At 56.4% G+C, this 13,152-nt stretch carries 12 protein-coding genes; 9 read left to right on the top strand and 3 right to left on the bottom strand.

Features of this window, described 5'->3' with window-relative positions:
* Positions 1-378: 378 nt before the first annotated feature.
* Positions 379-849 carry a DUF983 domain-containing protein gene (locus GRI91_RS10245; RefSeq protein ID WP_160736772.1) on the bottom strand — a complete coding sequence of 157 codons (471 nt, stop codon included), beginning with the start codon at positions 847-849 and terminating at the stop codon, positions 379-381.
* A 136-nt stretch (positions 850-985) separates the two neighbouring features.
* Positions 986-3,061: a catalase gene (locus tag GRI91_RS10240; RefSeq protein WP_160736577.1), complete on the bottom strand. Its 2,076-nt coding sequence runs from the start codon at positions 3,059-3,061 to the stop codon at positions 986-988.
* Positions 3,062-3,236: 175 nt separating this feature from the next.
* On the opposite strand from GRI91_RS10240, the gene recO reads away from it, so the two are divergent.
* The 4 genes from recO to GRI91_RS10220 all read left to right on the top strand — a co-directional run bounded on the left by recO (position 3,237) and on the right by GRI91_RS10220 (position 6,370).
* Positions 3,237-3,845 carry a DNA repair protein RecO gene (gene recO, locus GRI91_RS10235; RefSeq protein ID WP_160736576.1) on the top strand — a complete coding sequence of 203 codons (609 nt, stop codon included), beginning with the start codon at positions 3,237-3,239 and terminating at the stop codon, positions 3,843-3,845.
* Position 3,846: 1 nt separating this feature from the next.
* A complete protein-coding gene (leuB, locus tag GRI91_RS10230; protein WP_160736575.1) occupies positions 3,847-4,905 on the top strand; it encodes a 3-isopropylmalate dehydrogenase in 1,059 nt (352 codons plus the stop codon).
* A gap of 50 nt (positions 4,906-4,955) precedes the next feature.
* Positions 4,956-6,104 (top strand): glycosyltransferase, encoded by a 1,149-nt coding sequence (locus GRI91_RS10225; RefSeq protein WP_237437810.1) that lies wholly within the window; start codon positions 4,956-4,958, stop codon positions 6,102-6,104.
* A gap of 80 nt (positions 6,105-6,184) precedes the next feature.
* Positions 6,185-6,370 (top strand): PLDc N-terminal domain-containing protein, encoded by a 186-nt coding sequence (locus tag GRI91_RS10220; protein ID WP_160736573.1) that lies wholly within the window; start codon positions 6,185-6,187, stop codon positions 6,368-6,370.
* A 2-nt stretch (positions 6,371-6,372) separates the two neighbouring features.
* Here the strand turns inward: GRI91_RS10220 and GRI91_RS10215 are convergent, their stop codons facing one another.
* Positions 6,373-7,668 carry a phospholipid carrier-dependent glycosyltransferase gene (locus GRI91_RS10215; RefSeq protein WP_160736572.1) on the bottom strand — a complete coding sequence of 432 codons (1,296 nt, stop codon included), beginning with the start codon at positions 7,666-7,668 and terminating at the stop codon, positions 6,373-6,375.
* A 101-nt stretch (positions 7,669-7,769) separates the two neighbouring features.
* Here GRI91_RS10215 and metZ point away from each other — a divergent pair, with 101 nt between their 5' ends.
* From metZ to GRI91_RS10190, 5 genes are all read left to right on the top strand, one after another.
* The gene (metZ, locus tag GRI91_RS10210; protein ID WP_160736571.1) at positions 7,770-8,975 is read left to right on the top strand and encodes an O-succinylhomoserine sulfhydrylase; all 1,206 of its coding nucleotides are present in this window, start codon (positions 7,770-7,772) and stop codon (positions 8,973-8,975) included.
* Positions 8,976-9,010: 35 nt separating this feature from the next.
* A complete protein-coding gene (locus GRI91_RS10205; RefSeq protein ID WP_160736570.1) occupies positions 9,011-10,378 on the top strand; it encodes a PAS domain S-box protein in 1,368 nt (455 codons plus the stop codon).
* A 129-nt stretch (positions 10,379-10,507) separates the two neighbouring features.
* Complete coding sequence (gene apaG, locus GRI91_RS10200) at positions 10,508-10,906, top strand: Co2+/Mg2+ efflux protein ApaG (protein WP_160736771.1); 399 nt, start codon at positions 10,508-10,510, stop codon at positions 10,904-10,906.
* 97 nt (positions 10,907-11,003) lie between these two features.
* Positions 11,004-11,795 (top strand): LysR substrate-binding domain-containing protein, encoded by a 792-nt coding sequence (locus tag GRI91_RS10195; RefSeq protein ID WP_160736569.1) that lies wholly within the window; start codon positions 11,004-11,006, stop codon positions 11,793-11,795.
* A gap of 684 nt (positions 11,796-12,479) precedes the next feature.
* Positions 12,480-13,124 carry a PilZ domain-containing protein gene (locus GRI91_RS10190; protein ID WP_160736568.1) on the top strand — a complete coding sequence of 215 codons (645 nt, stop codon included), beginning with the start codon at positions 12,480-12,482 and terminating at the stop codon, positions 13,122-13,124.
* The last annotated feature ends 28 nt before the right edge of the window (positions 13,125-13,152 follow it).

Raw genomic sequence — 13,152 nt, 5'->3', positions numbered from 1 at the left:
CGTCTTGTGATAGCTGCAGATACGCTCCGCACCTGAATGCGACCCCCCGGTTGTTCAGCTTACCCTTGCTGATACATGAACGCCTTAGGTGGACCGTGGGTTTGTATGGCTGGCTTGAGCGGCTTGTGCGATGAACCGAGGCCATCGAAGTGGCAGATGCAGCCCTGCCAGAGTGGTATGCACCCTCCGATCTAGCGCGCAGGCACGACGACTTCGCCCGGCAAGCAGGCGGATACGATTGCTTTGAAAGCCGAGTGTTCGGCCTATCACGGTTTTGTCTTGGGAAAGGCGCGTATGGCCTCTGCGGATGGGGGCGATCCGCAGAGAGACCCTTACATATTAAGCGCTAAAGAACCTGCAGCCCTTCCACTGTAGCGATTACAGCGGGGTTTTGTCGTTCTTATCATCCGTACCGTGCAGCTGTTGCCACAAGCCGCCTGTTCCGGCTTCCTGCGCCTTGTTCACATATTGCGATGCGACCAGCCAGCCTTTGATCGGGCGTAGCGGCAGGACGCAGCCAAAACCCATCAATGGGATTGAGGTGAACAGATGCACCCAGATCGGGGGATCGAAGGCCACCTGAAACCAGACGATCAAAAAGGTCAGCGGGAAGGCGATGATGCAGAGCGAGAAGAAGGCCGGGCCGTCGTCGGGTGAGGCAAAGCGGTAATCGAGCCCGCATTCCGGGCAATGCTCTTGAACTTTCAGCCAGCTCTTGAACATTTTCCCCTTGCCGCAGCGTGGGCACAGGCCGCGCCAGCCGCTTTCAAAGATCCAGCGCGCCTTGCTGGGCGGGGCTGTATCGGTCTGATTCTGAGCTTCCGAAAGGGGGGTGTTTGGGTCGGTCATGGTCACCATATAGCCAGTTCTGTTGTCAGACATAGGGGCAGAATGTCCAACATGGCCCATCACCTGATATGAAAATGGCGCGCAGAGGGTATCCTCCGCGCGCCATCCTTTGGATGTTGGCCTGCCTTATGCCCGACTATCCCTGTTCACGCTTCCAGTAACGGAGTGCGCCGCAAGCGCTGAGGAAGTTCTTGGCTGCATCTTTGCCAGACAGATCCATGACGCCATCATCCATCCGGTTGGCAATGCCAGCGCCTTCCAGCAACGGTTTGACAGCCGGGTGGTAGCCAATGAATTTGGAATGCGCGAAGGCGTCATTCACGAAATCCGTGCTCGGTTTGTTGCGCGCCAGCTTTTTGGCAGCGTCCTCCCCCATCACAATGGCAACGGCATCGTAAACCACAGACGGGCCGCCATCGATCTTTTCATCCGCTTCCATCACTTTGCCATCCGATAGTTTGGCTCCGGAGACATGGGGGGCGATGATTTCCACCGTCGCACCTTCATCCTTGGCAGCAGCCTTCAAAGCGCTGACTACTCCCGCATCACCGCCTTCGCCGATATAAATGCCGATTTTGCGGCCTCTGAAATGTCCGGGGGTATTTTTCAGAATCGACAAGGCTTTGCTTTCGGGCAGGTCGGTGATCGGTTTGCGTGCAGCCGGCGGCTTTGCTGGCAATTCCTTCAGGCCAATCCCATCGGCGACATCTTGCGCCAGTCCTTTGTCGATATGGAGCAAATGGCCGACCATCCGTTGCCGGATATCATTCCGGCCCACTTTGGACAGCTCGAACACCAACGCATCGGCCATATGGGTTTGTTCAATGTCGGTTTGCGAAATGTAGAACTGCCGGGCCTGACTATAATGATCGGCGAAAGTCTCCGACCGCTCACGGATTTTGGTGGCTCCCATGGGGGCAGCATAGCTCGTGAAGCCATTGACCGGGCAGCCGCGCGGCCCGCGTTCTACGCCCGTATCGCCGCCCCAGCTATTGGGTTCATAATTGGCACGGCCTTTGGGGTTTTGCATCGCCATATGCCCGTCCTGTTGGAAATGGCGGACCGGGCATTTCGGGGCGTTAATCGGGATATGGGTAAAGTTCGGCCCGCCCAGCCGTTTTGTCTGGGTATCCAGATAGGAGAAATTGCGCCCCTGCAGCAGCGGGTCTTCGGTAAAATCGATGCCGCGCACAATGTTCTGCGTGCAGAATGCCACCTGTTCGGTTTCGGCGAAGAAATTCTCGACATTGGCATCCAGCGTCATGGTGCCCACAATCTGCACCGGTACGTCCTCTTCCGGAATGATCTTGGTCGCATCCAGCACATCGAATTCGAACTTCTCGGCGTAATCCTCATCGAAGACCTGAACGCCGAGGTCCCATTGGGGGAAGTCGCCCGAATCGATTGCGGCCCACATGTCGCGGCGATGAAAATCCGGGTCCATGCCGTTTATCTTGAGCGCTTCGTTCCAGACCACCGATTGCACGCCCTGTTTGGGTTTCCAGTGGAATTTGACGAATTTCGCCTCGCCCTTTTCATTGACGAGGCGAAAAGTGTGGACGCCGAAGCCTTCCATAAAACGCAGGCTGCGCGGGATCGTCCGGTCAGACATGATCCACATGATCATGTTCATCGATTCAGGGGATAGTGAGACGAAATCCCAGAAATTGTCATGCGCGGTCTGGGCCTGCGGAAAATCGCGATCCGGGGCGGGTTTCGCGGCGTGGATCAGATCTGGGAACTTGATCGCATCCTGAATGAAGAAGACCGGAATGTTGTTGCCGACGATGTCCCAATTGCCTTCATCGGTATAGAATTTTACTGCGAAACCGCGCACGTCACGCGCCAGATCTGGTGAGCCCTTGCTTCCCGCGACTGTCGAAAAGCGCGCAAAAACTGGAGTTTTCTTGCCCTTCTCGCTTGCCAGTATGCTGGCGCAGGTCAGTTCGGGGATGGGGTTGGTCAATTCGAATGTACCATGCACCCCGTATCCGCGGGCATGGACAACCCGTTCGGGAATGCGCTCATGGTCGAAATGGAAGATCTTTTCCCGCGCAATGTGATCCTCCAGCAGGCTCGGGCCGCGCGGGCCACCTTTCAGCCAGTTTTGATCATCGGCGACCGGTGCGCCTTGCGCTGTGGTCATCACATCATCTTTGCCCTCAGGCTTCTGATGGTTGGCGCCGCCTTTATCCAGCTCGAAATCACTCATGCTCACTCTCCTTCACCGCGGGTAAAATCTACTCCGATTGTGATGTGAACGATGAAACAAGCTATTGGGTTGCATGGATAAATTAATAAATGCAGATTGCCCGCTAAACTAAACAAAAAGCAATTTCGGCACCTTCCCACTTGTGGTCTCGCCGGGGCGTCGTCACAGAGGTCTGATGCAGTTTCGCGCGCCAGCCATCTTCATCGCTGCACGATTTCATGGCGAAACCGCCGTGATTGCTCGCCTCCTGACTCGCGATCGCGGTGTGGTGGCAGCCTATATCGCCGGGGGGCGCGGGCGGCATCTGCGCCCTGTGGTGATCCCCGGTAATCTGGTGGAGTGTCAATTCTCCTTTCGGTCAGAAAACCAGCTTCCTTTTGGGAAGCTTGAATTGCTGCAAAGCCGCGGGCCGTGGCTGGGGGAGCCGCTGCCAGCCGCAGCCATGGGCTGGGTTTGCGCTTTAACCGCGACGGTTTTGCCGGAAAGACAAAGCTATCCCTCGCTCTTCGATGCGCTGTCGGCGCTGCTGGATGCGATTTGCCATGCGCCCTCCGCACGAGGCTGGGTGGATGCGCTATGCGCGTATGAGCGACTGATGCTGCGTGAGCTTGGCTATGGCGGACAGGCAGAACAGAAATTGACCGCCACCGGTGATCTTGCCGCCAGTCTGGCGATAATGGAACGGCAGGGCGGGGCAATTGGCCACTACCTCCTTGCCGACAGGTTTGGCGATGTTATGGCGGCGCGCACACGCCTGATAGAACGTTTGGGACGAATGATCTGATATGAAAATCGCGTTTTTCGCCGGTGACGGCATTGGCCCTGAAATTATGACCGAAGCCCGCAAGGTGCTGGATGCGCTGGCATTGCCGGGTGTCGAAGCGCTGGAGGCCGATGTTGGCGGGGCGGGTTACAAGAAACATGGCCATCCCCTGCCGCCCGAAACGCTGGAGATTGCCAAAGCTGCAGATGCCATTCTGTTTGGCGCTGTGGGTGATCCTGATTGCGACAATCTGGAGCGTCATTTGCGCCCGGAACAGGCAATTCTGGGCCTGCGCGCGGCGCTGGGCCTGTTTGCCAATCTGCGCCCCGCAACCATGTTTCCCGGACTCGAAGATATGTCTGCGCTGCGTCCTGAAGTCGCGCGGGCGATCGATATTCTGATCGTGCGGGAGCTGAATGGCGATGTCTATTTCGGTGAAAAGGCGATCCGCACGCTGGATAATGGGCTGCGGCAGGGCTTTGACTTCATGTCTTATGACGAAAATGAAGTGCGGCGCATTGCACATGTGGCTTTCCGCGCGGCGCAGGGGCGTAAGAAACGGCTGACCAGTGTCGACAAGGCGAATGTGCTGGAAACCAGCCAGCTATGGCGCGATGTGGTGATCGAGGTCGCCGCCGAATATCCCGATGTCACGCTCAATCATATGTATGTTGATAATGCCGCGATGCAGCTGGTCCGCGATCCGGGTCAGTTCGATGTGGTCGTGACCGGCAATCTGTTTGGCGACATTCTGTCGGATCAGGCGAGCATGTGCGTCGGTTCCATCGGCCTGCTTGCTTCGGCATCGCTGGGTGAGGATCAGACCGAGTATGGCACCAAGGGCATGTATGAGCCGATCCACGGTTCGGCCCCCGATATTGCCGGGCAGGGCAAGGCGAATCCGATGGCCATGATCCTGAGTCTCGCCATGATGCTGCGCCATTCTTTCGGCCGCGAAGAGGACGCTCAGCGGATTGAGAAAGCCGTCAGTGCAGCGCTTGCGGATGGCGTGCTCGGTGCCGACCTTGGTGGCTCTGCAAGTACCCGGGAAGTGGGCGATGCAGTGGTTAACAGGCTTTGAAGTTGATAAGTATTTGTTGAGGAATACGCTTTAATCGGGAGGCCATGGATATGACGCAAACCGATTTAAGCGTAGCCTCTGCAGATGCTGTAGCGGCGATGGCGAAACCTCTCGAACTGGCGATCGTGCTGCCGACGCTGAATGAGAAAGCAAATATCGCGCCCATGGTCGCGCGGCTGGAGGAGGCACTTGGCCCCTTTGGCTGGGAGGCGTTGTTTGTCGATGATAATAGCGGTGATGGCACATCGGATGAGGTTCGCCGGCTCGCTTTGCAGGATCCTCGCATCCGGGTCATTCAGCGCATTGGCCGGCGCGGTCTTGCCAGTGCCGCGATCGAGGGGATGTGCGCCACTGCCGCACCCTTTGTAGCAGTGATGGATGCCGACCATCAGCATGATCCGCAATTATTGCCTAAAATGCTCGCAGCCGTGCGTTCAGGCGATGCCGATATCGCGATTGCGTCGCGCTTTGCCGAAGGCGCCAGCGCATCTGGCCTGTCGAGCGAGGGACGCGAAAAAGGGTCCAAGCTCGCCAATGCGCTGGCCCGGAAACTGACCGGAAGTCCTTTGTCCGATGCGATGAGCGGGTATTTTCTGATGCGTTCGGAGCAGCTCCGCGGGCAGGCGCACCGCCTGTCCGGCATAGGCTTCAAGATTCTGCTGGATATTCTGGCAACGGCAGAGCCGCGGCTCAGGATTGCCGAATTCCCGCTGCAATTTGCGGAACGACTTTCGGGCGAAAGCAAATTGGACGAAGCGGTCGTTCTCGATTTTCTCGTCGGGCTGTATGAACGGTATCTCGGTCGGATCATTCCGACGCGTTTTGCGCTGTTTGGAACGGTCGGGGCGCTGGGTGTGGGCGTGCATATGTCCGTGCTGTGGCTGTTCTATATTGCCGGCCATACGGTTTTCGCTGTCGGACAGACCGCCGCTACAATTGCCGCGATGACGTTCAATTTCTGGCTGAACAATTTCCTCACTTATCGGGACCAGAAGCTGACTGGTTTCCGATCCATCTTGATGGGCTGGGCAGGTTTCTGCGCGACCTGTCTGGTGGGGGCTTTCGCCAATGTCGCAGTGGCCAGCCTGCTGCAGATTCGCGGGTTTCACTGGGTACTGGCCGCATTGGCGGGGATCGTGCTGGGATCGGTGTGGAATTATGCGCTTTCCAGCAAATTCGTCTGGGGCCGCTTTAAGTAAAGGGAACGGGTTTCGTTTGCATTCATTGATTTAGCAACAGCAGCCCAAGGGGGGCCGCGAAACAGATTACGGTGCAAATCATGGAATTCATTTTCGGACTTATTATTCTCGCGCTCGACATTTGGGCAATCATCAATGTTTGGCAGAGCGGTTCATCCGGCGGTGCGAAGATCCTGTGGACGATCGGGATTATCGTTTTGCCGGTCATTGGCCTGATCGTCTGGTTCTTTGCCGGTCCCAAGGGTAATGCCCGCGCGATCACATAAGACTAAGGCCAGCGGGGGAGCCAGGTCCAGGCAGTGAATGCCTGGTCGTTCTCCAAAGGCGCGGCTGACAATATCGGCCAGAAATAGATGAAAATCGCAAGGCTCCCGCTGAGTACAGTCAGCGGGAGCCATTTGTTTGCGCTCTGCCAGAAGTGATCAAGCGCCAGAGCCAGCGCACCCATCAGGAAGCAGCTTGGCAGCAGATAGTGGTAATAAAATTGCACGGGCTTTGGGGCGACAATCCAGAACAATATGGATGTCGCGTAAAGTATTGCCAGCGCGAGACAATCGCACCGATTGTACCGGAAAGCGGCCCAGATGCACCAGACAAACGCCGGAATACCCAGCCACATGACGAGCGGGTTGCCGGTCAGAAAAACTCCGCGCTGCGCCCCATCGACCGGTTCGTAAAGGAACCAGATTGGCCGCAGGTCCAGCACCCATTCCCACCATGTGCTTTGATAAGGGTGCGCCGCGATGACCTGTTCCTGCAGCGCCAGCATATGCCTGTGATGCGCAACAAGGCCGAATGGTGAAAGCGGCTCCTGCGCATAAAAAAATGCGGGGCTGAACGTAAGCATATAGATGACGATCGGCAGCAGGCCGAGCCACATAGCCGCCTCTGCTAAGGAGATGCCCTCTATCGGTTTGCCATAAGATGTCATCCACAGGGATCGAGGGGAGGGAAAGGCAGTACCCATGCTGCGCCAGCGCAGCAGCAAAAAGGCAACCCCCGGCAAGATCGCCAGCGGCGCGGCGTTCCACTTCGTCCCCAGCGCCATGCCGAGCAGGATTCCAGCCAGAACCAGCCTGAATCGAGCCCTGTCTGGATAACGGATGGCGGCGGCCAGCATCCACAGGGATGCCAGGACAAAGGCCGCCATGAAGATATCCAGCATGGCGATACGCGACAGGACAAAAAGCGGGAACGCGGTGATGAGCAGGAGCCCTGTGGCCAGACTGGCAAAGGCTGTTTGCCGGGCAAACCACATGGCCCGCATCCCGGCAAATAGTGCCAGCGTGCCGCCCAGCGCTGAAAAGATACGCCAGCCAAAGGAATTATCGCCGAACAATGCAATTCCGGCGGCGATCAAGGTTTTACCCAATAGAGGATGTTCAACATTCACCGGTTTGGCCAGTGCCAGCAAGGTACGTGCAGCCGGTACGTAATGCTCTTCGTCGAAATAGATGGAGGATGGCGTGGTGAGCCGGATCAGGCACAATGTGAAGAAGACAATCGCCAGCAATATATTCCACATGAGTGGATCATCGGAACGGTACGTGCGCTGCTTTGTCATCACCGCGTCGATAACAGCTAAAACCTCCCGGGCAAGATGGTGCTGCTAGCGATCAAGGGTGCTTGCTCGCAGGCTCTGCCGGGATTACATGCTGCGATTCTATGAAGAAGACCACCGGTATCGATCGCTCCGTCACCTCGCAATGGCGCCCCCAAACCAAGGCCGTCCGCGCGGGAACGTGGCGTAGCGAGCATGGTGAGACGAGTGAGGCTATGTTCCTCACGTCGGGTTACACCTACGACAAGGCGGGAATAGCCGCAGCCCGTTTCGCTGGCGAGGATACGGGGATGACCTATTCCCGCTTGCAGAACCCCACGGTGGCCATGCTGGAAGAACGCATCGCCATGATGGAAGGTGCCGAGGCGTGCCGCGTTCAGGCATCCGGCATGTCGGCAATGACCACCGCGCTGCTGTGTCAGCTTTCCGCCGGTGATCACATGGTTGCCGCTCGCGCAGCCTTTGGTTCCTGCCGCTGGTTGGTGGACAGTCTGTTGCCACGATTTGGGATCGAGACCACAGTGGTTGACGCGCGTGACAATTCAGCGTGGGAAAAGGCCATCCGGCCCAATACGAAGGTCTTTTTCTTCGAAACACCGGCCAATCCGACCATGGATATCGCCGATCTGACCGGCATTTGCACATTGGCCCGCGCGCATGGCATTCGCACAGTGGTCGATAACGCCTTTTGTACACCGGCCCTGCAACGGCCGATGGAATTCGGTGCGGATGTGGTGGCCTATTCGGCAACCAAGCTGATGGATGGGCAGGGCCGCGTTCTTGCCGGAGCCGTCGCCGGAACAGAAGAATTCATCAACGACGTTTTGCTCCCGTTTCAACGGAATACTGGTCCGAACCTTTCGCCATTCAATGCATGGGTGGTGATGAAGGGGCTGGAAACACTTTCTCTGCGGGTTGAGCGCCACAGCAATAATTGCCTGAAGGTCGCGCGCAGTATGGAGGGCAGGGTGAAGCAAGTGCTGCATCCCTTCCTCGACAGTCATCCGCAACAGGCGCTGGCAAAGCGGCAGATGGACAATTGCGGAGCTATTTTCAGTTTCGTGGTGGATGGCCGCGAACAGGCGCATACTATTCTCGATGCGCTGCAGCTGATCGATATTTCGAATAATATCGGCGATGCCCGGTCGCTTATGTGCCATCCTGCAAGCACCACCCATGCCAATATGGGCGAAGAGGGGCGTGCGGAAATGGGTATTTCTGAAGGCATGCTCAGGATCAATGTCGGCCTCGAAGACGTTGATGATCTGGTAGAAGATCTGGATCACGCTCTGACCGTCGCTGGCCTCTGACCGGAGCGGATCGCCTTGAAGGAAGCATATCGGCAATGGAGCCCCACGAACATTATACGGCGTTGGTAGAATCTTCCGATGATGCGATCGTGGCGAAAGACCTTGATGGCATTATCGTAAGCTGGAACCCGGCATCTGAGCGTATCTTCGGCTACAGCGCTGATGAAATAATCGGTAAATCGATCCAAATTCTTCTTCCGCCAGAAAGGCTGGATGAAGAACGGGAAATCATGGCCCGCATCCGTGCAGGAGAACGAGTCCGCCAATTCATGAGCGAGAGATTGCACAAGGATGGGACAGTGGTCCCCGTCTCGCTGACAGTTTCTCCGGTTCGCAACGCGAAGGGTGAAATCATCGGGGCGAGCAAGATTGCCCGCGATGCAACCGAATATATCGCTCGCGATAAACGACTGCGTGAGAGTGAGCAGCGCTTTCGCATGCTGGCGGAAAATATCTCTCAGCTGGCTTGGATCAGTGATTCGGAAGGCAACCTCTCCTGGTATAATCGGCGGTGGTATGATTACACCGGGACAACGCTTGAAGAAATGAAGGGGCTGGGCTGGACGAAGGTCCATCATCCCGACCATGTGGACCGGGTCGTAAAGCATTTCCGCGACAGCCTGACCAAGGGCGAGGTTTGGGAAGATACGTTTCCTCTGCGCAGCAGACATGGCGATTTCCGTTGGTATCTTTCACGCGCCAAGCCGATCCGGAATGCGGAAGGCGAAATCATTCAATGGTTCGGCACCAATACCGACATCACCGAGCAGCGCGAGCAGGCTGAACAAATTCGCTTGCTGCTGATGGAGGTGAACCATCGATCGAAAAACATGCTGACCACGGTTCAGGCACTGGCGCGCCGCACGGCTCGCAGCAGCGAGAACTTTATCGAGCGTTTTGAAGAACGCGTTTCCAGCCTTGCCGTCAATCAGGATATTCTCGTGCGACGTGCCTGGCGTGATGTGCCAGTGGATGAACTCGTTCACCTCCAATTGCGATTTCTGGAGGAAGCTCCGGGTGAATTGACCTTTGATGGTCCGCAATGTGCGCTGACACCGCGCGCTGCGGAAGTAATCGGCATGGCGCTGCATGAACTGGCAACCAACTCGCTTAAATATGGCGCGCTGTCTTCCGATGAGGGGCAGGTTCATATTTCATGGGAACACGACACTGCAGGGCAGGGCGATTTTCTGATCGTCTGGACTGAAAGTGGTGGCCCGCCAGTGGAGCCTCCGACGCGGACCGGCTTTGGATCCAAACTGATTGAGGATGTCCCGCGCCATAACCTCTCGGCCGAGGTTGAACTCGATTATGCACGTGACGGGCTGAAATGGTCGCTGCGGGGATCAAACAGCCTGATTGCCCGCCATTCCAGTGACGATTCCGCCCCCCTTCCGCTATGAAGCCTGTCCGTTCTATCGGAGTGGCTGAGGGTCTGATAACAGACATTTCTGCAGCGGCTTAGCGATGCCGCAAGGCAAAGCCCTTGCGGGTGGTGCCAAAGACTATACTCTGTGCCTATGTCCGACGTGATAGAACGCCTTTTTCAGCATGCCGCCATCACCGATGGTATCACCGTTCGTGTCTCGGTCACCTTTATGCCTGAGCAATCCAATGTCGCACGGCAAAAATGGTTCTGGATATATCATATACGGATCGAAAACCGGCGGACGGACACAGTCCAGCTAAAATCCCGTCACTGGCGCATTACCGATTCGAGCGGGCTGGTGAATATTGTCGATGGTGTGGGCGTGGTCGGAGAAACGCCGATCCTCGCCTCCGGTGACACGCATGACTATGTTTCCGGCTGTCCCTTATCGACGCCGCATGGCTCCATGGAGGGGCACTTCACTTTTGAGCGCGAGGATGGCAGCCCGCTAGAGGCGACGATACCATTCTTCCCCTTGGCGGCCCCTGCGACTATCGGCTGATGCGGGTCATGTCATCCGTGCCGAATAAAGCTGTAATTTCACTGCTGACAGGCCGAAATTCTTGCTCGTTGGCCGAACCCACAATAAAGCGCTCACCATGAAGCGCACCCATTTGCCGTTAAACGCCCTGCGCGTATTTGATGCCGCGGCACGGCATCTGTCCTTTACGCGCGCTGCCGATGAACTTGCTGTCACGCCGGCCGCCGTCGGTCAGCAAATCCGTGCTCTCGAAGATGTTCTGGGGATGGTGCTGTTCCGGCGCACGTCCAGAGGCTTGGAGCTGACGGATGAGGCGATAGCGGGTCTGGAGCCGCTGCGTGAAGGCTTTCTTCGATTTGAAGAAAGCGTGCAATCAATGCAGGCCGGGCAGTCGAGCTATTCCTTTACTTTTGCCGCACCGCGCGAATTCTATGCTCAATGGCTGGCGCCGCGCCTTGCCGCGTTTCGGCGTGAACATCCTGAAGTGCGCTATCAGTTGATTGGCGGCGAAGAGGTGGATTTTACGGAAGCCAATCTCGATTTCGCGATCAGGCTGAGCGACGGGCCGGGCGATTTGGAAGGAGTCCAGCTGGCGCCTGCGCAAAAGGTAATCGTCGCGGCTCCAGATGCCCCCGATGACTGGATTTCCTGGCCGAGCGCACCCGGACCGGAAGGCAGTGACGCGGTCTTGCAAGTCGGCAATCCTGGCCATGCTCTCAGCTCAGCATTGGCCGGGCTGGGCCGAACGATGTTGCCGTTGCTGCTGGTGGAAGATGCGCTGGAGGATGGCCGCCTGGTCGCTCTTGAAGGCCCTGATGAAGGGCGGCGTGCCTATTGGCTGGTGGCTCCGCGCCCACAATGGCGTCAGAAGAAGGTTCGCGATCTGGTCGCCAGCTTGACCGCAGAGTGATTTCGGTCACTTCTGCCGATCCGTCTCCAGTTGCGTCTCAGGCGTGCGCTTATCGAATGACGAAATGGAACCTGCTGTCCGATTAGGACAGGGAGATTCCCGCATTCCACAAGCTGCCTCACTACATTATCGTACTTTCTGAGAAGCGGTCTTCATCCCTGTCGTAATGCCATAACAGAGATGGCTTCCGATTGGCCGAGCTGCTTGCGTGTTCAACGGATTCTTCGCGCGAGAGCATGAAGCGGGCAATCGAATCCGATCTCATCATAATGATGATGATCTCAATACAAAATAATCGCGGCTTTGCGAAAGGTGAGTCCAGAATCGAGTGTTCTAAAGGTATAAAACCCCACTTGAACCGCTCCTTGGACTTCAACTCATGGTTAAAAAATTATTTACCTTTTGTGGGATCGAGTCCCTATCCGGATTTTTATCCGTTGATAATGAATGTAGTTTACCGTTTGCGGGCAAATATTCCTGGCGCTGAGTAATGTTATAGAAGCATTTTGGCTCACGTTGCTTTATAAGTGTTGGGTACGAGATGGAGTGGTGTTCACTTTTGCGTATTGGAAACATCCAAGCGTCAAAGTGGTAAAGCTGCTGCATCCCATATCATCCCGGTGGCCAGTCGATCTGGCGATCAGGGTCGCGATATGTGATTGGGGAATGCGTTAAATGTCCAGAATGAATGAACAGGACAGTCAGGGCGGAGCGGACCAGGTGGACCGGCGCAATGAACAGCGTCATATCACCACGTACCGTCCATGTTGTATCGAAGCCGAAGGTGGTGCCTATCTGGGTATCATCCGCAATATCTCGCCCGGCGGGGTACAGATAGAAACAACATATCAACCCGTTACCGGGCAGCACTTAACCTATTTCTGGGATGGCGGCCCGGCTGCGGAGGCTGAGGTAGCGTGGTGTGCAGACGGGCGGCTCGGCTTGCGCAACATTACGGTTTTTCATCATGATGCCGATGATTTTCCGCCTCGTGCGATACGGATTCCAACGGATTTGCGCGCTGATATCTGGATTGGCGATGATTGCTACAATGTCGGTGTTGCCAATATCTCTCAATCCGGGCTTCTGGCATATGGTCTGCCGGCGATCCCAGACTGCGGGTTGATGTCAGTGGAATTGGAGAATGATTGTTTTCCAAACGCATCGCTGCGTTGGTGCCGCGACGGATCAGCTGGAATCAAGTTTGAGCGGCCCATCCCATTGAAAAGATTGCGTGCTATCCTCGAGCGAAATGCAGAGCGGACCGAAAATGGTGCGGCTTTTGATGGTAGTGTTAGGTCTTTTACAACGCGTGCCAGCGCGGCGTAATTGCCAAGTTTGCTTATCATACGGCGTT

This window comes from Altericroceibacterium endophyticum, from assembly GCF_009827595.1.
GTDB lineage: Bacteria > Pseudomonadota > Alphaproteobacteria > Sphingomonadales > Sphingomonadaceae > Altericroceibacterium > Altericroceibacterium endophyticum.
Note: the sequence above shows the minus strand (reverse complement) of the source record. Positions and strands in the feature narration are given on the sequence as shown.